General features: G+C 53.0%; 15 protein-coding genes. 1 reads left to right on the top strand and 14 read right to left on the bottom strand.

All coding sequences use genetic code 11. The annotated features are described in order from the left end of the window. Window positions 1-385: 385 nt before the first annotated feature. The 12 genes from G1C97_RS01415 to G1C97_RS01360 form a co-directional block, all read right to left on the bottom strand. Window positions 386-583: a hypothetical protein gene (locus G1C97_RS01415; RefSeq protein ID WP_169240171.1), complete on the bottom strand. Its 198-nt coding sequence runs from the start codon at window positions 581-583 to the stop codon at window positions 386-388. A 589-nt stretch (window positions 584-1,172) separates the two neighbouring features. Then, window positions 1,173-3,164: a right-handed parallel beta-helix repeat-containing protein gene (locus G1C97_RS01410; RefSeq protein ID WP_169240170.1), complete on the bottom strand. Its 1,992-nt coding sequence runs from the start codon at window positions 3,162-3,164 to the stop codon at window positions 1,173-1,175. A gap of 175 nt (window positions 3,165-3,339) precedes the next feature. Next, on the bottom strand, window positions 3,340-3,972 hold the full coding sequence (locus tag G1C97_RS01405; protein ID WP_169240169.1) for a sugar O-acetyltransferase: 633 nt from the start codon (window positions 3,970-3,972) through the stop codon (window positions 3,340-3,342). A gap of 60 nt (window positions 3,973-4,032) precedes the next feature. Continuing rightward, the gene (locus tag G1C97_RS01400) at window positions 4,033-5,766 is read right to left on the bottom strand and encodes a glycoside hydrolase family 43 protein (RefSeq protein ID WP_240950945.1); all 1,734 of its coding nucleotides are present in this window, start codon (window positions 5,764-5,766) and stop codon (window positions 4,033-4,035) included. 35 nt (window positions 5,767-5,801) lie between these two features. Next, a complete protein-coding gene (locus G1C97_RS01395; RefSeq protein WP_240950944.1) occupies window positions 5,802-7,421 on the bottom strand; it encodes a glycoside hydrolase family 43 protein in 1,620 nt (539 codons plus the stop codon). A 6-nt stretch (window positions 7,422-7,427) separates the two neighbouring features. Then, entirely contained in the window at window positions 7,428-8,855 is a 1,428-nt protein-coding gene (locus G1C97_RS01390) for a carboxylesterase/lipase family protein (RefSeq protein WP_417852196.1), read from the bottom strand. A 92-nt stretch (window positions 8,856-8,947) separates the two neighbouring features. Next, window positions 8,948-10,078, bottom strand: a complete 1,131-nt coding sequence (locus G1C97_RS01385; RefSeq protein ID WP_169240167.1) for a family 8 glycosyl hydrolase — start codon at window positions 10,076-10,078, stop codon at window positions 8,948-8,950. Between the two features lie 12 nt (window positions 10,079-10,090). Next, window positions 10,091-12,061 carry a sialate O-acetylesterase gene (locus G1C97_RS01380; protein ID WP_240950943.1) on the bottom strand — a complete coding sequence of 657 codons (1,971 nt, stop codon included), beginning with the start codon at window positions 12,059-12,061 and terminating at the stop codon, window positions 10,091-10,093. Window positions 12,062-12,132: 71 nt separating this feature from the next. After that, window positions 12,133-13,752, bottom strand: coding sequence for a glycoside hydrolase family 43 protein (locus G1C97_RS01375; RefSeq protein ID WP_169240165.1), 1,620 nt, complete (start codon window positions 13,750-13,752; stop codon window positions 12,133-12,135). Between the two features lie 137 nt (window positions 13,753-13,889). After that, on the bottom strand, window positions 13,890-14,771 hold the full coding sequence (locus G1C97_RS01370) for a carbohydrate ABC transporter permease (protein WP_169240164.1): 882 nt from the start codon (window positions 14,769-14,771) through the stop codon (window positions 13,890-13,892). Between the two features lie 14 nt (window positions 14,772-14,785). After that, window positions 14,786-15,802: a carbohydrate ABC transporter permease gene (locus G1C97_RS01365; RefSeq protein WP_169240163.1), complete on the bottom strand. Its 1,017-nt coding sequence runs from the start codon at window positions 15,800-15,802 to the stop codon at window positions 14,786-14,788. Between the two features lie 95 nt (window positions 15,803-15,897). Beyond that, complete coding sequence (locus tag G1C97_RS01360) at window positions 15,898-17,175, bottom strand: extracellular solute-binding protein (RefSeq protein WP_169240162.1); 1,278 nt, start codon at window positions 17,173-17,175, stop codon at window positions 15,898-15,900. 353 nt (window positions 17,176-17,528) lie between these two features. On the opposite strand from G1C97_RS01360, the gene G1C97_RS01355 reads away from it, so the two are divergent. Further along, window positions 17,529-18,572 carry a LacI family DNA-binding transcriptional regulator gene (locus G1C97_RS01355; protein WP_417852190.1) on the top strand — a complete coding sequence of 348 codons (1,044 nt, stop codon included), beginning with the start codon at window positions 17,529-17,531 and terminating at the stop codon, window positions 18,570-18,572. Window positions 18,573-18,808: 236 nt separating this feature from the next. On the opposite strand, the gene G1C97_RS01350 is transcribed toward G1C97_RS01355, so the two are convergent. Together G1C97_RS01350 and xylA are read right to left on the bottom strand one after the other, a co-directional pair. Then, window positions 18,809-20,395: an AAA family ATPase gene (locus G1C97_RS01350; protein WP_240950942.1), complete on the bottom strand. Its 1,587-nt coding sequence runs from the start codon at window positions 20,393-20,395 to the stop codon at window positions 18,809-18,811. A gap of 135 nt (window positions 20,396-20,530) precedes the next feature. Beyond that, window positions 20,531-21,880, bottom strand: coding sequence for a xylose isomerase (xylA, locus tag G1C97_RS01345; RefSeq protein WP_169240161.1), 1,350 nt, complete (start codon window positions 21,878-21,880; stop codon window positions 20,531-20,533). Window positions 21,881-22,048: the final 168 nt, after the last annotated feature.

Genomic DNA, 22,048 nt, shown 5'->3' with positions numbered 1-22,048 from the left:
AAGAAAGATGCGACACGCCGAAATTCTTCCGCCCTTATCACACTCTCTTTCTCACATATTTCGACCAAAATCGCACATTAATATTTCACACTCGCCCACCGAACACCGGAATGACACAGTCAGCAAATACAGCGGACACACGATCACACAGCCAAGACCCGTCATACCCCGAGTATCTTCTTTACACCCCGGAGCATCTTCTTCACACCCACGACACAAACAAATAGGCCGTTTCACTATACAGCGAAACGGCCTAAGTCGAAACAATTCAATTAATCCAACGCACAGCACTGCATCAAAACAGGAAACACCGATACCGACCAATGGAGCACATGATCAACGCGCCCCTATCGTTCCGGCCTGCCGTTCATTGCAGTTCCATGCATCAATCGGCGGACAGCCTCCCCACCTCGAACAAGGCAAGGAATTTCGGACGCCAAGCATAGCGGGTAGAGACCAGCACCAATCCGGAGGCGGTCAGCAACGCTCCGATCGGCGCGGCTACGGGGGCCACAAACAACAGCACGGCATACACCGCGGCCAGCAGAATCAGTGAGAACAACAGTATTCGATGTGCGCGCATAGCAGTATCTCCATTGACGTTGCGTAGGTACGCAGAACGGTTACGGTTATTTAGTTTAATGATTTAACCATATACCTGTTTTATTACAAATGCAAATCCGCGTCATCTACTGGGCCTACCGGGCCGCCTAGTTTGATCCGGCGCAAGTAAAGAATTCGAGATGCTTCATATAAACATGCTTCATATGAACATGCACACAGTTCCGATGCGAATGCCCATCCCCCTCCATACGGACTCGATCACAGTTCCCAAACATAATGCTTGCCACACAAATGCAACACCGGTCAATTTGCGCTGACGTACCATTCGGGCGTGCCACGATAGCGCATTCCAAGGCTTTATACACTGTCGTACCACGGAAATCCCTACAATCTCGGTTGAAATGCCGATAACGCCGTGCCACATCACCGCAATAACGGCAATAATGCACTAACGTGGCACACATTCCACCCACGACACTCGGGAGAACGAGCATACAACCGATTCTCATGGCAAGAATCGAAAGTACAAATAATAATGGCCGGATGCCCAACAATTATTGCAAGGCATCCGACCGTTTCCCGACCGCGATCATCGACAAGACACGGCACTACTCCAGATGAGCACTACTCCAGATGAGCACTTCACCGCTCGGATATACGGCAAGAGGTCCGCGAGCGGATTCCTTACCGCGTAAATCACCCACCATGTCGCGATTCACCACAATCGGCGAACCGTCCGGTTGCTCAAAGTACTCCTCCACAATGCGAGGCTGGCCCAGATCAACGGTGGACACCACCGAACCAGTCGCGCCTCGTGCGGCATCAGGAAGAGCAAGCATAATCCACAACTCATCATCGGTCTCGCGCAAGCTCAAGGTACCGGCCTCGGCACATGCCACGGCATCCGTTTCCCGTGACGCAGCTTTCGCTCCATTGAGATACGTATTGGATGCGAGCATCATAGGCTGCAGGATGTTGCGATACAGCTCCTCGTCACCCAATCCCGCCTCTTCGATGCGTTGCTCATACTCTGCAAGAGAGCGAGGATAATCCTCGAAGCAGGACGTGCCCGCGTCGGTCACGCTGACGGAGCCGACGGCGTTCTGCGTCCGGTCAGACGGCACCTCGCCCTCAACCGCCATGAAAAGATTGTTGACGAATCGGTCGTCACCGCCATAGACGAATGCTTCGCCGGCAGGGGCGGTGGAATGCGGGAAGTGGTACGGCGTGGACCGGTCCAGCACCTGAGTGTGGCGTAGACGTCCGGCAAACAGGTTGTTCACGAACGCAGCGCCTTGTGCATAGTCGTCGAAACTGAATTCCGAGGCAAACACATTGTTCATAAAAGTGAGAGGACCATGGGTTACCTCAGTCATCACGTCACGCGTGTTGCGATAGAACACGTTCGCGTCCACGATGGTGCCCTGCGCCTGCCAATCCAACCACATGCCCAACACCGAATCATGCACACGATTGCCGCGCACCACGGTATCGACTGCGGCATGCATTTTAATCGATGCAACCTCCCAGCCGAAGAACTCGCGCTTGGTACCGATGCGGTAAATATGATTGCCTTCAATAAGGCTGAACGCACAGCCCATATGACCCACTACGCCGTTCTGCCCGCAGTCGAAAATCACGTTGTTGCGCACTATGTGTCCGCCGACCACGCCTTTCTCCCAGCCCGCGTGCAAAGCCTTGTATACCGCTTCCTTTTGGTATTGGTAACCGGACTTGCGGTGTGTACGCGTCGAATCATTATCTCCGGTGGAAATCTCCTTGCCGAGGCTGATGGCCGAGCATTTCGCGTCATGAATCACATTGTCCTCGATCACCCAGCCGCGCGACCAGTGCGGACCGATCAGTCCCACCTGGTCAGCGGTCGGCGGAGTATACGGGCAGGCCGCACGGCACAGTTCGAATCCGTGCACGGTGATGTAATTGACGAACGGACGCGATGGGTAGAAGCAGGTTTCACGCACGTTGATTTCAACGTTTTCCACATTCGGGTCTGCATCATGGAAATTCGCCCAAATCGTGGTGTTTTCGGCATTCGTCTCGCAATACCATACGTTCACCGTGGCGTCCGGATCCAACAACGGCACGACCGCTTCCGTCGCGGCATCCCTACCGGTATCCCAACGTTCAGGGGCACGCACCTTATCCAGCGAAGACACTTCATAGAACGATTTGCCATTGAGATATACATCGCCCAGGTGACGGACTTCAACTCTGGGATCCGGGTAGACGGTCCAGTCACCGAACACGGTCTCGACGTACGGGTTGTACTCGCCAAAGAAGGCGTTCGGAATCACGGCACGCCACACGCCATCTCCTTCAGGCACCCATGTGTCGACACGTTCGGCACCGGTGATAACCGGGCGCGGCTCGCCTTCTGCCGCACGGTAGACGATGCGGTTCGTCTCGCTTTCACCCCCGTAGCGAGGGTCCACGGACTCCCGATATGTGCCGGCATGCACGATAACCTCGTCGCCTGCACGCGCGACAGCGGCCGCCTGGCCGATGGACAGGAACGGGTCAGTCTCGCTGCCGTTGCCCGCCGGCGAACCGGCCGAAGCCGAAACATGATACTGCGTCATTGCATTGCTCCTTTGCGTATTGTCTGCGCATCCTTACGGATTCTCGCAAATTCTTTGAATATGGGGTGCCCTGTTAGCTTTATCCGTCCTTGGCCAAGAAGTTACCCAGAGGCTCAGTTCGGAAAGTCAAAAAGGTGACCGGCGGTCCGCGCTCGCCACCGGTCACCCTCTACGCTCACTCCTCTTCCACCTTGGCACGCTCCTCAGGCGACCAGTCCTCGGGCACCTGTCCGATCACATGGCAGGGATTGCCCACGGCGATGGAGTCGGCGGGAATGTCGTGTGTGACCACGGCACCTGCGCCGATGATGGTGTTGTCGCCGATGGTCACTCCGGGGCAGATCACCACATTGCCGCCGAGCCATACGTTATTGCCGATGGTCACGTCGGCGTTATGCTGCCATCCTTCCAGCCGCGGCTTCTTGGGGATGGCGTGGTTCGGCGTGTAGATGCTCACGCGCGGGCCGATCAAGCAGTCGGAGCCGATGGAGATCGGGCCGCCGCCCACAATGAGGAAATCCATATTGATGAAGGTGCGATCGCCGATCTTAAGCCCCAACCCGTAATCCAAGCGGATCGGCGGGCGGAAATCCACACCCTCGCCGGCCGCCGGCACCAACTCGCGGAACAGCCGCTCAGCTTCCGCCGTGTCTTCGAAATAGATGCGATTGATGCGGTCGCTCATCTCCTGCGATTCGCGCGTAAGCTCGGGCAGAATCGTTGACTTGCGATATTGCAGCCAGTCGTCGGCGAACAAAGCCCTTACATCCGGGTAATCATGCTTCAACTGTTCAAGATCGCGCGCCATTGCATTGCCTCCTTATATATGTTCAACGATTGAACAATATTGTAAGACAGACACCTGCTATCACTGGCATTCCACGCCAGCCAGGCATCCCACGAAACCACCAGCCCATTCCGTGCTAAGGAATCGGGCATCCCGCTCACCCAATACCCGAGCTTGCGTTGAATCACCATGAACAATCAGCACTGCATCACCACTGAATCCATCCGCTCCTGCAGCATGCCGCATAGCGAGGAATTGCATTCTATTATCAAATAGATGCACGCCCAGCCATTCATCTGGTGCAACAACATCCAACTCTAAATGTGCTATCTCACCACGATCAGTGATTTCAACATTGACTCGGCTATCCTGCACTCGCAGCGTAACGGCATGCGTTGAATCCTGATGCAGCATTAGCGCATAAGACGGAGCAGCTAGTACTGTATAGTTAGGTTCATCGACACGTATGAATCGATATCCATCACGTCCACGCACACCTATCAAACGGTTATCGTCATAACGAATCATTTCGGGCTCAGCATTCATTTCCGTATATTCAGCAATTTCTACTGAGCGCAGTTCACCATCATCATCCGCGATTATGTCAAGCGCCTCAGGCAGGTGACCCAAACCAGGAGCAACAACCGGCCAGCCAGGGTCATTGTCATTGTCCTGCTTGATGGGACCTTCACTTTCCAGCTTCCAGGAAACAGGATTGCGTTCCCAGACAACCGGTGCAATGAATGTTTCACGGCCCAGGTAGCTGAACAATTCGTCAGGCTCATCGCAGGGAACCTCTCGCACGCCTAGGCACGTAAGCAGCCAACCGGCTTGTGGATGGCACAACAGATCGGCATGACCCACACATTGAATGAGTTCGCTATTACCAAGATGGCGATGCGTCAGCACCGGGTTTTTCTTGCATGCCTCAAACAGGCGGTCATACCGCCCCACAACACTATGTTCGTCTTCGCGCGCTGGCTCAATCCACACGTCACGTGCTACGATGTTCCGCTCAAAAACGGCGAGCGCAGCGGCAAACCCCTGTGGCGCATATGTGCGCATCATCATCTCACTATGCTCGAAACTGGTGCCGCCCTCAGCGGTCATCAGATACACCCAATCCCCTACGCGGTAGAGGTGAGGTCCCTCAGCCCAAACCGCATTGACGCCATATCCACGCCAAATCACGGTTTTGCAACCTTGTAGCATCCAATCGGTTGGATCAATAGGCTGAGTCCATACCTCAGTCTGCCCCTCCCATTGCGGTTTCAACGCCGGGCGAGTCTGGGTCCACCAAACCGTGCCATCCGAATCTTCGAAAATGTCCGGATCGATGCCTTCCGCACCAGCAATCCAATACGGCCCCTGCCACGGACCTTCCAATGATGGTGCGGTAATCACGAAATTGCCTTGGGACGCCCGGCGACCTTCAATATCCTCGGGCGCACAACCGCAGGCGAGCGCACGTTCCTCGTTCACGCGAGCCACCGTACATACGATGACGTACTGCCCGCGAATACGGCGAATGGTCGGAGCATAGAGACCGCCCGAGTCTTCGACACCTTCGATAAGTAGACGTTTTGCCATTGCCGCATTCACGGCATCAGCCACATGCTCCCATGAGACAAGGTCACGCGTCACATGAATCGGCAGACCGGGTATTAACTCGAATGATGAATTGACCAGCACAATCTCATTCCGCGTCTCATCCCACATCCATGATGGATCCGGATACATGCCTCGCATTACCGGATTCGCCACCGTATGCGTGTGAGTAACCATATCAACTATTGCATTGTTCGTATTGTTCATTTGTTCATGCTTTCTCTCGTCATTGCGATGAGTAATCAGACTTGCTCCAGTTCAGGGGTTTCTTCGGCATTGAAGAAACGAAAATCATGAAAGGCCGCTGCACCTCCGCACTTCATAGTGGGCAACAAAAAGAGCCCTATTCGACATCCGATAAAATAATCCAACGTGTAATGCAGCTCATGCACGTCTCCCAGTCTGCTCCAACATGACTGTTGGGCATCAGGGTCCAAGTATTCAAATGCCACCAAGTCCTTTTTGTCAGTAAAGTCATAGATGGCACGCAACCTCACTCTTGACCCGCTCAGTTGGGCAGATGCATATTCCACAGCCGGACTGTCGTAGTCTCCATCTCCCCATATCGAGTCGCTAATATGCGGCTTACCCTGCACGCTGACGGTACAACCATCCCCATTATTGCTTATGGCGATAAATCGGTAATAGCCTTGTATGGCTGCAAGACCGGCAAAGTCACCGGGTTGCAACGCCGATGCATCAACCGTAACCTCGGCCATGCAGCGAGGTCCAACCGTACGTTGCGTCAGCGTATTCCATGCGTAATTGAGATTAGGAACCACACGGTGTCCATGAAGTACCAGAGAACCAGGGCGTTCAGTTAGTGACCACGCTTCATGATGCGGCTGATGATTGAACTGCCAGAACGGCTTAATCATGCGAAGGGATACTTCGCTATCACTGCCGGACCGATACTGGAAATCATCGCTTCCATTCAGTGGTTCGTAATGATAATCGGCATGATTTGTTGGCACACTGATATCAATCGGCACTACGCCATCATCACCCAATACGGGAAATCCGTCTTCACCGAAGCGCATTGGCATAATGGTGGGCACGCGACCCAATGCGCCGCGATCATGCATCATGAAGGCATACCATCGGCCGTCAGGTGTATCGACCATGCCTCCTTGAGCATCGCCCAAATCATGGTAGCCCAAATCATCATCGAGAATTTCGCGAGCTTCAAAAGGCGCATCCAAAGCCTCTGCCATCAGACAAACTTCAGTTTTGCGATGCCCTTTTCGATAATGGCAGGTCCACACATAGTAACGGCCTTCATATCTATAAATATGGCTGCCTTCGAATCCAAGGTCAGCTTCAGGATCATCTTCGGCGATAATCCGATTGAGCCCTCCGCTTTTCGGGCGGCTCAAATCCGGCTCCAGTTCAGTCAAATGAAGCTGCATATTGCCGTACACAATGTATACGCGCCCATCATCATCGTAAAGTACGCTGTTATCGTGGTAGAAGCCTTCGATGGCATGTTTTTTCCACGGCCCTGCTGGGTCACGGGCTTCAAGCACATACGTCTTCTTCGTATCGTTCGCGGTGAACACAATAGAAAAAATTCCATCATGATACCGCAATGACGGTGCCCACATGCCGCAGCCGTAAGCATTACGACCCTTCTCCTCCAACCGTTGGGCAGGCGTATCATCAAGCTCGTCGTAGGCGTGCGCAAGTAGTTCCCAGTGCACCAAATCATACGACTTCAGCACGTCGCAACCAGGCATGAGGAACATCGTGGTGGATGCCATGTAATAGGTTTCCCCCACCCGGATGATATCCGGATCAGGAAAATCACTGTGGATAACTGGATTATGCCCTATCGCCATCCTCATATGTTCGCTATTGCTCATGAAGCATCACCAGTTCCACTGCATATACGTATGTTCACCAAAATGCATCGCGGCATTGGTACACGATTCGAAACAATCCCAAATAGGCAGGGGATTGCCTCGACCGTCTGTCCCGTTCGGGTTCCCTGTTGCGGCAAAGCGTGTCCAATATCGGCTCATCGCATCACCAAGTTCGTAATGCCACCCGCTAAATGGTCGCCAGCAAACGCCAAGATTGTTGAAAGTGAACCATAACTCCGAAGAATGAAAAACTCCTGCATTGTCTCCGGGCATATCCACATCGAAACGGTAATAGTAAGGGTGGCCGGCACCTGATTTCGCCCACGTATGCAGCAGTTCAAGGTTGCCTTGCTCACCAGCTGCAACACGAGTCCCATCGGAGCTTGTCTCCATGAACTCGCCTGTGGTATTGCCAACGAGTATATCTACAGCCTGCTGCTTTCGATCCGCAATGGTTGCACCATATTGGTCATTCAGGAATCGCCCATCTATGCATGGCACCCAATTGGCTGGCATCGACCATCCACCAGGTACGGTACCAGCACCGTCCGGGGCGGGGAATCGTTCTGCAGCATCCAGCAGTTCATCCGCAGGTATACAACGTGCGTCTTCCACCGATTCAGCTCCTATGAATGCTAAGAATCGGGATCCGTTGCGCTGAGCTTGTGCCAGTGAGCGCACATGTGCATTGAACATGCCTAACCCGGCTCCGGATTGCATAATGGCACGATGGAATAAACCATTATTCATTGGCGAGCATATTTGCGAAAGCACGCTAGCAGCGCCCGCCGATTGACCAAACAATGTAATGGAATCAGCATTGCCACCAAACGCTGCAATATTGTCTCGCACCCATATAATGGCAGCACGCTGGTCCAACAAACCGAAGTTCGCGCATGGTTCCATAGCTGTCATCGATGATTGTTGAGACAAATCCGAATGGGCAAAGAACCCAAACACATTGAGTCGATATGCGACGCTGACCACCACTACGCCAAGACGAGCAAGCGCGCTGCCATCGAATTCCTTTTCTGCCGTGGAACCGCATTGATAAGCGCCACCGTGAATCCACACCATGACGGGGAGACCGCCGTTTGCAACAACACGACTATCGCACCGAGCCTCCCCACTCCCACACAGCGCGGGAGTCCAAATATTGAGATACAAGCAGTCTTCGCTGCGCGGCGATTCCGGATCCATTTGCCATTCCCTGCCATAAAAATCACGGGAATCCCACTGCGGCTGCATAGCGCTTGGACCGAAATCATGAGCCTGGAGTAGACCGTTCCAAGGTTCAACGTGCCGCGGCGGCCTCCAACGCAGATCTCCTACTGGAGGCTGGGCGAAGGGAACACCTCGAAACACCGTAATACACGGGTCTTCGGCGGCTATACCTTCGACTTTTCCGTATCGTGTGCGCACTCGCCTTAACACCATCGTCCAAACCTCCTTGTTGGTTATCCGCTCGACAGACAGGCATCTTCCTTACCGAAAGAACCGGTATGCAACGCTGTTACTGAGCCCAATCACCATTGGTATCGGTAATTACCGCTCAAAGCGAGCATGGCGAATGCGTACAGGAAGTTGTCGTAGTAGCGTCGAGAGCCTACACGCATTGGCGTATTCCACAGCAGGTGAACCCATACGCGCGCATTGTGACGGGCATCGGGCAAGAACGAGTGCCATGCGGCCAGCGACCCCTCGGCGGTGGCGGCCAGAAATCCCACTGGATGCAGCACCGTCTCGTCTACCGCGGTTCCATCCACCTCGTACACGCTGGTACGATCATGGGCCAGAAAGAATCGCTGCAACGCCGCAACGCGGTCGCACAACACCGAGTCGGCCGCTCCATTCCAGCTGACATCCAATCCAATATTGCCGGCAGTCCGATAGGCATCAGAATAGAACCAGTCGTGTCGTCCAAATCGTTCTTCCGTGTGGGGCGTGCCATCATATAAGGCATATTCGCCGTTCATTCCGGTATCGGCGTTACAAGCAGTTTTCAGATATGACCGGCTTGCAGCCGCGGCTTCGCGCCAGAATACGTGATCCTGTTCATCGGCTCGCAAGGAGAATACCTCATAAAAATGCGGCAAATGGTAGGAAGGATCACTCCATTCCGTTTCAGGAATGAACTTAATGAGTTTATTATCAGCGTTCCACATTGGCTCGCCTGTCTCATCGCGGCCCTTATGCACGCAATAGTGCAGCAGTTCGCGAGCGCGGGACGCATAATCATAGATGCCTTCCCTGCTTCCCCATCGACGGTCAGCAAGGAAGAGATCCATCGCAAAGTATTCCTCGCCATCCGGAGCCGGACCATCCGCACGCTCGGAACCGTCAGGCCGCACTGACCAGGAGAAATAATGCGCGTGATGACCTTCAGGCATGTACATGTATGTCATGACCCAACCCCATAGTCGGTCGAATACATCCTGCCTGTCGTATTGCACAGCGAGCATCATCGCATAGCTCATGCCCTCGGTCCGCACATCGTTATTGCCGGTATCCATAACATAGCCCAGACCATCTTCGGTCTGCCAATAGAATTTGTTTGGCCCTTCGAAAATCTCATACCAGACTTGCGCGACTCGCGCATCAATCTCGGATTGGGCGTAACCACATTCGGCAAATAATGAATTGCTCGTATTCGTCATCGTGATGGCTCCTTATCGTGTTATGCGAGAAGTAGTGCGCAGATGTACGCGTAATGGTGTGACCAACGTGCCGCTTTCGTTGCACAGCAACCCAATATCAGGATTGTTGCGCCACGCATAGCGCAACTCAGTGGGCATTCGAACCGGCAGTTGAATCGTCACCTGGCTACCGGCGATTACCGCTTTCGCAGGTGCTTGGCTCCCGCCGCTCCAGAAGAAGGTAAATTCACCCGGCTCCCGCCCGTCTACGGTATACAGCCGACTGGGTGATTTCCGCGCTGCTGCGGCGTGCAGGCAATCGGCAATCGGCTCATCGTCAAAGGTAAGAATCACCGCGCCATCCTTTACCTGAGCTCTCGTCATCACCGGCTGACGGGCCATGGAAGATTCCCCATACACCAGCTGCCGAGCAGCTTGGAACAATCGCTGTGCTATCGGCTTCTTGTGCGCTGGATGCAGATCATTCCAATCACCGGCATCGAGAGTGACTATCGTCGCGGTGTCAGGTACTGTTTCGCCAACCCGCCATTGTGCTTCGCGCACTGTAGGCCAACCACCATCCTCGATACAGTCAATGGAGAAATTCGGTAGCTGGACAATCAGGAACGGCAACCGGTTCTGATTCCAATCTCGCCGCCACAGCTCAATCATGGATGTAAGCATGCGCTGATACAGCGGCGCGAAATCGCCGGTATTCGACTCCCCCTGATACCACAGCACCGCACGAACACGATATGGCATGCAGGGAGCGAGCATGGCATTGTATAGTCCTATTGGTTTCCACCGGACGAAATCCTCCCAGGGACAATCCTGATTGGCTTCGACTACTACGGCATAACGCCATACGCCACTCACATCAAACACATCATCACCGATGATTATGGCCATGGTTTTGCCGGGAGTCACGCGACCGACATCGTGTTCGCATACAAGCCGAATACGCAGCTCGTTGCGTCCTTCCTTCAACACACCGACCGGTATACTGTAGTCACGCGGCTCATATTGGTTCGTCCTGCCGCCTAATACATGACCATTAATCCACGTGTGTTCGGCATCGGCCATGGTACCTAGACGCAAGAATGCCGGTTTGCCGGCAGCCGACGATGGCAGATATACCGTCTTGCGAAGTTCAAGTTCTCCTCGGAATCTGCTAAGCCCCTGGTTCGCAAAGAAATTAGGCAATGTAATGGAATGCCATTCCCTGGTTTCCGCATCATCGGTTTCCGATTTCTCATGATGCCAGTTCCATTGGCCCAGCGGCAGCCAGCTACCGGTCGTTGGAGCCTGATCATAGCCAAGGCTCCGATACCATCGATCGCGAGCCTCAATACTGCTCTTGCTGCGAGCCTTAGCGACGCCGTCTGCCAAGTACGGCTGCACTGTCTGCAATGCCTCGGGGAAATCCTCTAGCGACTTCGCATTCATCCATAATTCTATCGGCGAACCACCCAGTGACACATTCAGCAACCCCACCGGTACACCAAAATGTTCACGCAGCATACGGCCGAAGAAATATCCGATGGCGGAGAACCCGGGCAGTCCCTGTTCATCGCATGAGGACCATGCCGCCTGCTCATGATCCGACCGAGGACCCGCAAAATCATAGTGAGGCATCACCTTGTATTGTCTGAGCAGCGGGTCCGGCGTGCGCGTGAATTCACTTGGGTATTCGGCCCGAATCCATTCCATAGGCAATTCCATATTGGATTGCCCTGCACACAAGTAGACCTCCCCGACATACACCTCACGCTTCAGGCGCTCGCCGGCAGATGTTTCGATATGAAGCGCATAGGGCCCGCCAGCCGTCAACGGCTGCAATTCCACCGACCACGATCCATCTACAGATACTGCCGCCGCAACCGTTTGCCCCTGCAATGCAACGGATACGGTTTCACCGGAAGTTCCCCATCCCCAAATAGTGACCAACATGGAGGATTGCAACACACAACCGTTATCTAACAGTTTCGGCAAATGCAACATCATTGCGCTCCTTTCGTGTATATGCATTTGACCGGTTTACTGTACATAGGCAGAAAACCGGTCAAACGGGATGGTCACAACTCTCGGTAATCGAAGTGGTCGAAGGTGGCCTCCTTGCCGTAACCAGCCAAGTCCACAGCAGCCAAGCCAACGAACGCACCGGTGAAGAAACCGCCATAACGGCTAGCTACATAATCATCGGACAGCACTGCTGCGTCAAGCGTGACCGGGACGCTATGCCAAATCTCGCCGTCGAACGAATACTCATAGGTATAGGAGCTGGTACGAACCTTGACACGCAGCCAAACGGCCTTGGCATCGTCTGGCACTTCAATGGCCTTGTCTTTCAGGAACGATGTATACGTGTCGAAATCGTTCTGGGCAACCTCAATCACTCGCTTGTCTCGCCGTTCATCCCAAGTGACGAACACCCACGACCAACACAGGTGGTTGTAGTAATTCGTAAGACCGGCCATCTGCATGTAATTGTCCGGCTCGAACGAAACCTTGGTTTCGGCATCGAAGTCGAACGACTGCCAGCGGCGGCCAATCAGCGAAAGCTCAAAGAGATTGGACAGCGATCCCTGACCTCGCAGGGTAAGCGATCCACCGCCAACATGGCCCATAGCTTCAGTAAATGGCACACGTAATGTGTTCCAATTGATATCCAGCTCATTCGATTCAAATTCATCATGCTGTGAATGATCGGCCGAGGCCTTGGTTTCTATGGCGTCAACTGGAGCTTCCACATATCGGCGTCCGCCGTGACCGCCAACCACATATGGCCAGCCGTCTTCATCCCATTCGACCTTCTGGATGGAGGTCTCACGGCCGAGCGTGCACCAGCCACGCACGCCGTGGGCTGGCTCGGTTTCGTGTCTCCATGGGCGACCGCACAGGGAGGCGTAGTACCACTCGCCACTCGGTGTTTCCACTAATGCTCCATGACCTTGCTTCTGCAAGTAGGTATCCGGTGTATCGAAGTTGGAAATGAAGGGATTATGCGGATCGGCCTCGAATGATTGGGCATCCAAGGCACGCGAACGAGCCACTGACTCCTGATGCTCGTACTGCGTGCCACCTTCGGCACAAAACAGGTAATACCAACCATTGATCTTATAGAGGTGAGGCCCCTCCACAAGCTTGACATCCGTGCCTTGCCAAATGATACGAGCGGTTTCCGGCTTCAAGTGCATGGTGTTCGTATCGAACTCGGTTAACGTGATGCCGTTAAACGCATGATGGTATTCACGGAAGTCCCATGTTTGCTGAACCAGATACTTACGTCCGTCATCATCATGGAACAAACTGGAATCGAAGCCCACGCCGTTGATGCGAATCGGCTCGCTCCACGATCCATGAATATCCTCGGCGGTGACCAGATAGTTCGCGCAATCCTTGAATGCGCCGTTCACGATTTTCACATCGGTGTAGATAAGCCAAAACTTGCCGTCTGCATAAGACAGGTCGGGAGCCCAAATGCCGCCGCCTGAGGTATTGCCTTTCATGTCCAGCTGGGAAACACGGTTCAACGGACCGGGCAGCAGGTTCCAGTGAACCATGTCCTTGGATTCATGCAGACGAACGCCTGGCCACCAGTCGAACGTGGAATTGGCAATGTAATAGGTGTCGCCGACTCGAATCATTGATGGATCGGCATTGAAGCCGGGAAGTACAGGATTGGAGATTTGCATGTTCTTCTCCTCAGTGAAAAGAATGGGACCGTGGAAGAAGCTTGCGGAGGAGGAAACCGGCATTCAAGAGGACCGATCATTAACCTCTTCCACGGTACGTGGGTGGTTAGCACCGGCTAATCCGGCTTGGACCGCACTCAGCCCTTGACCGCACCGGTTAGGCCTCCCACGATCTTCTTTTGGAAGATCGTGAAGCAAATCAAGGCCGGCAGCATAGCCAGTGATGTGAATGCGAGGACACGAGCCGTATCTACAGAATGTTCGGAGCTGAACATCTGAACGCCAAGTGGCAGTGTGTATTTGCTATCGCTACTGAGTACGAACAGCGGGAGCATATAGGCGTTCCAGCTGCCTACGAATGTCAGAATGCCGGTGGTGGCTACGCCAGGCATGGAAAGCGGAATCACCATACGGACAAAAAAACCAAGGCGAGAGCAGCCATCCAGCAGCGCAGCTTCTTCGAGTTCCATGGGAATGGATTGCAGGAATGGCACCAGAATAATAATGGTTTGCGGCAATCCGAAGGCAATCTGCGGCAGAATGATGCCGACAAGGGAGTTCGACAGACCCAAATTGCGAATCATCAGATACAACGGTGTAATTCCGACTGTCATCGGGAACATCAGGCCAGCCGAGAACAGTGCGTACATCAGCGGTGCATAACGGAAGTGATAGCGCGCAATGACGAAGCTCACCATAATGCCCAGCGCCACGACGCCAATCATTGTGCAGATACCGACAATCAGCGAGTTCACCAACTCACCCCAGAAGATATCGCTGGTAATGACTTCCACATAGTTATCAATTACCCATGGATTCGGCAATCCAGCCGGATTATTTGTAATTTGCGAATTAGTGCGGAAACCACCGAAAATGATATACAGCACTGGGGTAACACAAATTGCCACCAGCACCAAGGCGAAGAAGTAGACGGCAGGATGCCCCCACGGTGTTTTTGAGGAGAGCCTATACCCGTTCTTCACGGAGTACTTAGTTTTTGTTGAAATTGCAGCCGACATATCATTTACCTCACTCACTGTGCAGCCGCAGCGAGACGCTGGGCTTCCTTGGCACGCTTTTGAGCACGCTTCTTCGCTTGCTTCTGTTCAGTTAACGCACCGTCTAAATCACGGCTCAGCACGAAGCGCTGGTAGGTCAATGCAACAATCAGGGAAATGATGAAAATGATGAGAGCCACAGCGGAACCATATCCATAGTTACCAGCTCCACGACCTTCACGAACCATGTAGGTAGCCATAGTGGACACACCTGCGGTTGTGGAGACATACTGCCCCCAAATGATGTAGACCAAATCAAACAGCTGCAGCGATCCAATCATCGACAGGAACACCCAAATGCGCAGGGTTGGTGCCAGCAGCGGTAGAGTAATGCTCTTCTGCATCTGCCAGAATCCAGCGCCGTCGACTCGGGCTGCCTCATACAACTCTTCTGGGATGGACTGCATGCCGGCAAGCATGAGAATGACAGCGAAACCGATGTATTTCCAACTAATAAGCAATAGCAGCGTCCAAATAGCGATTTTCGGATCAGCCAACCAATCCGGACCGTCAATGCCGAACCTGCCAAGAATTTGATTGATGGCACCGGTTTTCTGCAGCAGCAGACTCCAACCGGTACCAACAATGACCTCGGAAACCACGTATGGCACGAAAATGAGGGTACGAATCAGCGCACGACCCTTGAACTTCTGGTTGAGCAAAAGCGCGAACAGGATAGCCAGTGGCGCCTGAATGACTAGGGAACCAATAACAATTTCGAAAGTGTGCAGAATAGCTGCTTGGAAGTTAGGATCACTCAGAGCGGTAACGTAATTCTGTAGTCCGACGAATGTTCCATTTTTTGAAGGGGTTCCGAAGCCTTTCCACTTATAGAATCCGTAGTATGCGCCAAGGATAATGGGAAGGATCACAAAGGCGCAAAACAGAATAATCGCGGGTGCTGAAAGAACGAAAATCTCGATATTGCGGCGGACCTTACCATCAGTGACGCGCTTGTTCCGATGCCTCACAGATGTGCTTATACTCGTCATGCTCTTACTCCATAAATGTTGTAGCAGTCAATCAGGCATTGGGGCTGAGGAACGATACGGTATAAGCACCCGCAGCCCCAATGCTTATTGAAAAATCAGCCCTTAGCTGCCGCGTCTTGCATCGCCTTGACGATGTCTTGAGCGCCGCCCTTGCCGGACAGCATGTTGACGACACCGGAGTTCAGAGCAGTTCCAATGTTGGTGCCCAACGTAGTATCCATCCACAGCTGCATAGAATCGGACTTGTTCAGGTACTCAAGTACCGCCTTGAGAGATTCGTCAGTAACAACTCCACGAGCTGCAGTAGATGCAGGAATAGTGGAGAATGCAGTAGCGTACTTTTCCTGGTTATCTTTTTCTGCCATGAAGTTGACAAAATCAACGGCAATATCCGGAGCCTCAGGATTCACCTGGAAGTAGGTCACACCACCCATCAGAGCGCCTTCTTCTCCCTTACCGCCATCAACGGAGGGGAAAGCGAAAAAGCCAAGATCAGCCATCGGCTTCTTGTCCGGAGTCAGCTCCTTGAGAACGCCAGGTTCCCAAGCACCCATCAATTCCATAGCCGCCTTGTGATTTGCCAGCAAACCAGCCGAAGAATTTGCACCCTGCTGAGCGGTCGTGGTCATGTAACCTTCATTGAAGACATCCATGTCTGCAAGCTCCTTCAAATCGTTGCCGGCGCGAGTCCAGCACTTGTCGGAGAAGTCCTGCTTTTCAGTGCCCTTGGAGTATACGGATGGAGAGCATTCACGCAACGCCAGCCAGTAATACCAGTGGGCGGCGGGCCATGCGTCCTTGCCTCCTAGAGCAATCGGCGCGATACCTGCATCCTTAAGCTTCTGAGCATCTTCTTTCAGCTGGTCGAACGTAGTCGGGGTTTCGGTGATGCCTGCCCGTTCGAACAAATCCTTGGAATACCAAATGCCACCCGGCTCGACGGAAACTGGAACGCCGTATACCTTACTATCAAAAGTAGCTGCAGAAAGCGTCGTCTTCATATCCGATTTAACTGTGCTGGAAATTTTATCCGTCAAATCCATAGTCTGGCCGGCATCAATCATTTCCTTGGTCTTGGCTCCGCCAAGAGACATATATACGTCCGGACCAGAGGCTGGATCCTGCATGGCAGTTTGCAACTTACCTGCATAATCCTCGTTCTGAATTGCTTGAATCTCAACCTTCACGCCGGGATTCTTCTTTTCAAATGCAGCAGCAAGATCAACCCAATATTGTTTTCCTTCACCAGCTGAAGCGTTATGCCAGAACGTGATGGTTTTATCATCATTGGCGCTGTTGGAATTGCCGCAACCCGCCATACCGATTAATGTAGCGACGGCCAACGTTGCCGCTGCAATGGACTTGAACTTCATTGTCATCTCCTTTTCTGTATGACCGGCCTCTATACCAGTCAGCGATTTACGAAAGTTTTCGAAAGACCGTAGTATGCAAGATGAATAGTATCTTTTCGCTATCCTTTTGACATCCATGTCACTTTGACAGTCGACAATCTTTTTTAACTTTATCGAAAACTCGCTTTATATTTTCGATGTCTTTATCATAAGGCTCTTTTGGTTTAATGGTCAAACTTAGCTATCAAAAGATGCCATCCCCTCCAAATCCTTAATTTATCAACGTTCTAAGGTCGTCGAAAACCAAATTTATCACCCATTGACTTTCCGAAAGTTTCGAATATACTAAAATTATATTTTCGGTAAGGTAGGCAATGATGACATCAACCGGCTCACAACATGTTGGCGACGGTTCGAAAGTTAAGCTTTCGGACATCGCCAGGCAGACTGGCTATTCATTGGCCACGGTTTCCAAAGCACTCAACGGCAAGGGGGATATCTCCCAAACCGCTCGCCAAACCATCGATAAGGCACTGAAAGAAAGCGGCTACGTGCGCCGAATAGCCCCTGAGCGCAAGCAGCGAACCATTGAGGTGGTGTTCCAAGATTTCGAGACCATCTGGGCCTTGGAAGTGTTACGCGGCATTATCCACGAGACCAAACAGCATGACATCAACGTTATGGTGGCCGAAAGCGGAGACCGGCAGCATCCTGATTCAGCATGGGTCGAAGGCATTATCGAACGTCATCCCATCGGTGCAATTCTTGTGTTTTCCAACCTCACCGATGGGGAACGAAGCACTTTCCAATCACATGGCATTCCTTTTGTGGTCTTCGATCCTTCCGGCAACCCGGCATTAGACGATCTTTCCGTACAGGCGGATAACTGGATAGGCGGAGTCATCGCCACTCGTCATCTGCTGGAACTTGGCCACAAACGCATAGGCATCATCACGGGCCCGGATGAAATGCTTTGTTCCCGAGCCAGACTGGATGGCTATGCAGCGGCCTTGGCGGAGCGTAATATTCCGACTTCCCCCGAACTCATCACCGAAGGTGACTTCACCACGCCTGGAGGCTACGAAGGAGCCATGTCTCTGCTGGAGAACGAGCAAAACCATCCCACCGCAATCTTTGCCGGCAGTGATTTGCAAGCCATGGGCGTATATGAAGCAGCTCGTCAGCTGAAAATTCGTATCCCCGAAGATCTTTCCGTCATTGGCTTTGATGACATTCAGACCGCGGCTTACATGGGACCGGCCTTAACCACCGTACGTCAACCGTTGCGGGATATGGCAGCCACAGCCGCAAGAATGATTATCGACGCCACCGAGGGCCGTCAAATCCAAAAACGGGTGATTCTGCCTACATCTTTGGTGATGAGAGACAGCACCCAGCGAATACGCAAGCATAACTAATGCTTTTGGCCGCAAGATTCCATTCGGAAAGCTTGCGGCCAAATTGTATTCAAAAACCACAATGCCGCCCGGAGTGCCATTGCTACATCGGACCATTCTATTGGCTAAGGCTCACGTCTCAGCTCCGCGAAGCCGTGGCCTCACCGTATGCGAGCTAGCCATCGTGAGCCCAGCACCGGCTTGCCGCCAACACACCAGAACCGTCATTCCAGCAATCAGCAAACTCAATCGTTTGTTCACTCATACAGTTGATCGGCGGTTATGAGCCGCACGTCTTCATCCGACTGAGCGATACGCTGCAAAGTCTCGACAAAGCCGCCCAACGAAAACAGGTAGTAATACTTCCGCTCCCCAGAAAGTTTTTCGCCTTTGAGCTGTAACGAACGTAGCACCGAACCGTCAACCGGCTTGGAGCGAAACTTGCATTCACCTATAATCATCTGCTTGTTGGTCATACTGGTTGCAACCACATCAATTTCGTCACGGCCATCCCACCAACGTCCGATATTGCCCGCACGGAACGGGAGGTCACCGGCAATGCTTTTCCGCCGCAACCAGGCAGCGCATATGCGCTCAAACGGTGTCGCGGCAAAGTCATGCAACAGTGGGCTGATGCCATGGTCCCATACACCGTTCACATCACCCATCTCCAAATCGGAGCGGTTCGGAAATATAAACGCATACCAGAATCGGAAGAAGTTGTCGCTCACTTGATACAAGCCGCGCATGACTTTAGATCGTTCCACGAGCTTGGCATCAACCGGAAACTCTCGTTCCAGAATACCCACCTCGGTAAGGTTGCCGATATAAACACTAACTTTCTGCGCCGGCATCATCACGCGGTTAGCGATATCGCTAAGCTGCGTAGCCCCAAGCGCCACCGCTTGAATAATCGCGTTATATACAGAAATTTCGCGGAATTCCTGGCGCATCAAGAACTCTGTTTCGGAATATAACGCCGCCCCCTTCATCAGCATATGTTGCTTAACATTGGTTTCCAGATTCTCATCAGGATCAAACTGAGCAAGATAGTGAGGAATTCCGCCCAACATCGCATAAGCGAGAATGCGATCCTCGACACTGTATTCGGGAAGGAATTCTGCTGCTTCTCGATAAGACATGGGCTGCATCTTGAGAATACCTGTTGCCCGACCATATAACGGCGCTTTTTCCGAGAGCAGTTCCTTTTCGATAAAGTTCATAGCGCTACCGCAAATCACAATCATGATGTTTTCATGGCGTAGCGTATGGTCCCACAAGTTTTGCAATACGGAAGGCAGAGAGGGATCGGATTTGACCAAATATGGGAATTCATCAAAGATAACCAGCTTACGCTTGCTCCCAGTCGGCAGCGAATCAATGTCGCGTAACGCGCTTTCCCAGTCCGAATACTGGCTTACATACCGGCCGGCCGGTGCGCCAGCCGCAAACATTTTGCGAGAGAACGAAGCAAGCTGCTCCTCCTTCGTGGATGATTGCGCCGCGAAAAATACATTCTGCTTGCCTTCGGCGAATTTTGAAAGCGTCTCTGTTTTGCCCACACGCCTTCTGCCGTAGAGAAACACCAACTGTGCCTTCTTGCTTGCATAGCAGGATTCAAGAAATGCAAGTTCGCTCGCTCGTCCAATAAATCTCATATTCAAATTATGATTTGCCAAATCACGATTTGTCAAATCACGATTTGAATATGGTGGAGAAGGGGAAAACTGCTCATAAACCGGAAAAGCCGTGCGGGACGACGTTGTTCCGCACGGCTTTCCGATGGAAGGAAGGAGAAAGGAGAAAAAGGAATGGAAAATAAAAGAGCTACTGTCTATGCTCATCGATGACGCGCTTGGGTACGAAGCACCTGACGCCCATCGAATCTCATAGATATAACAAACAAGTTTTGCTGTTGGGCATGCGGACGAAACCACACGCCCAACAATGCAAACTATCTAGTCAGTCGTCGATCAGACTCACTCGACCTCAGCCAGGGCATCAACGATGTAGTTGTTGATGGTGGCCTTGACGGACTCAAGGTGATCGGACTTGGTGGCGGCGATGAGCTCGGACTGCGGCTTGTCGAGGCTGTAGGCTTCGAGGTCGGCCAAGGTGACGTTGCCCTCGTCGATGTCCTTGCCGATGCCGGAATCGTAGGAGCTGTAACGCTCGGCCATGAGATCCTGGATGAAGCCATCCTGGTTCATCTTGTCGGCGACCAGCAGGCCTGCGGCGTAGGAATCCATACCAGCAACGTGAGAGCGGAACAGATCCTCAGCGTAGAAGGAGGTACGACGCGGCTTGGCGTCGAAGTTCAGACCACCACGCGGACCGATGGAGCCGGCCTGCAGGACCTCCCACATCACGGCGACGGTCTCGTAGAGATCGGTCGGGAACTCATCCATATCCCAGCCGATGAGCTTGTCGCCCTGGTTGGCGTCGAGGGAGCCCAAGAAGCCGGACTCGCGGGCGACGCGAATCTCATGCTGGTAGGTGTGACCGGCCAGGTTGGCGTGGTTGCCTTCAAGGTTCAGCTTGAAAACGTCGGTCAGGTCGTAGCTGCGCAGGAAGTTGATGGCGGTGGCCGCATCGAAGTCGTACTGGTGCAGCGTCGGCTCCTTCGGCTTCGGCTCGATCAGGAACTGGGCGTCAAAGCCGATTTCCTTGGCGTAGTCGGCGCACATGTGGAAGAACTTGGCGATGTGGTCGGTCTCGCGCTTCATCTCGGTGTTCCACAGGTTCTCGTAGCCTTCACGGCCGCCCCAGAACACGTAGTTCTCAGCACCGAGGCGCTTGCCGATTTCGAGGCTCTTCTTCAGCTGGCCGCCGGCGTAGGCGTAGATGTCAGCGAACGGAGAGGTGGCAGCACCGGACACGAAGCGCGGGTTGGTGAACAGGGAGGAGGTGTTCCACAGCAGCTTGACGCCGGTGGCCTTCATGTTCTCTTCGATCTTGTCGACAACCTTGTCCAGGTTGGCGTTGGTCTCGCGCAGGGTGTCGCCCTCGGGAGCGATGTCGCGATCGTGGAAGCAGAAGTACTCGACGCCCAGCTTGGTGAACAGCTCGAAGGCGTAGTCGACCTTGGCCAGAGCCTGATCCATCGGATCGGTGTACTTGTAGTACGGACGGTGAGCGGTGCCGGTACCGAACGGATCAACCAGCTCCTGGTTCATGGTGTGCCACCAAGCAACACCGAAACGCAGCCAGTCCTTCATCTTCTTGCCGGCAACGACCTTGTCGGCATCGTAGTAATGGAAGGCCAGACCCTCCTTCGGCCCCTTGGCGCGACCGACGTACTCGACCTTGTCAACATCCCACAGACCCATTTGGGCGCTCCTTTGCAGTAAGTGGTTCAACGGATTACGGGATTAATAATAAAACCATTGAACTATGTTTGTCAAATGATTGAATTAATACGAAGCCGTTCAGCGTGTTGCCAATAAAATCAAGGGTTTTCAACGCACCAACCGGCGCACACGCCACCGTCTTTTTGC

It is taken from the genome of Bifidobacterium olomucense (genome assembly GCF_012932375.1).
GTDB classification, from domain to species: domain Bacteria; phylum Actinomycetota; class Actinomycetes; order Actinomycetales; family Bifidobacteriaceae; genus Bifidobacterium; species Bifidobacterium olomucense.
The sequence above is the reverse complement of the archived record's forward strand: the minus strand, read 5'-3'. Positions and strand labels throughout refer to the sequence as shown.

Coding starts and splice junctions, on each gene's coding strand:
- G1C97_RS01360 (WP_169240162.1), bottom strand. CDS start 17,175: ATGAAGTTCAAGTCCATTGCAGCGGCAACGTTGGCCGTCGCTACATTA.
- G1C97_RS01375 (WP_169240165.1), bottom strand. CDS start 13,752: ATGCAAATCTCCAATCCTGTACTTCCCGGCTTCAATGCCGATCCATCA.
- G1C97_RS01400 (WP_240950945.1), bottom strand. CDS start 5,766: ATGAACAATACGAACAATGCAATAGTTGATATGGTTACTCACACGCAT.
- G1C97_RS01410 (WP_169240170.1), bottom strand. CDS start 3,164: ATGACGCAGTATCATGTTTCGGCTTCGGCCGGTTCGCCGGCGGGCAAC.
- G1C97_RS01350 (WP_240950942.1), bottom strand. CDS start 20,395: ATGAGCATAGACAGTAGCTCTTTTATTTTCCATTCCTTTTTCTCCTTT.
- G1C97_RS01405 (WP_169240169.1), bottom strand. CDS start 3,972: ATGGCGCGCGATCTTGAACAGTTGAAGCATGATTACCCGGATGTAAGG.
- G1C97_RS01415 (WP_169240171.1), bottom strand. CDS start 583: ATGCGCGCACATCGAATACTGTTGTTCTCACTGATTCTGCTGGCCGCG.
- G1C97_RS01385 (WP_169240167.1), bottom strand. CDS start 10,078: ATGACGAATACGAGCAATTCATTATTTGCCGAATGTGGTTACGCCCAA.
- G1C97_RS01370 (WP_169240164.1), bottom strand. CDS start 14,771: ATGTCGGCTGCAATTTCAACAAAAACTAAGTACTCCGTGAAGAACGGG.
- G1C97_RS01365 (WP_169240163.1), bottom strand. CDS start 15,802: ATGACGAGTATAAGCACATCTGTGAGGCATCGGAACAAGCGCGTCACT.
- G1C97_RS01355 (WP_417852190.1), top strand. CDS start 17,529: ATGATGACATCAACCGGCTCACAACATGTTGGCGACGGTTCGAAAGTT.
- G1C97_RS01380 (WP_240950943.1), bottom strand. CDS start 12,061: ATGATGTTGCATTTGCCGAAACTGTTAGATAACGGTTGTGTGTTGCAA.
- G1C97_RS01395 (WP_240950944.1), bottom strand. CDS start 7,421: ATGAGCAATAGCGAACATATGAGGATGGCGATAGGGCATAATCCAGTT.
- xylA (WP_169240161.1), bottom strand. CDS start 21,880: ATGGGTCTGTGGGATGTTGACAAGGTCGAGTACGTCGGTCGCGCCAAG.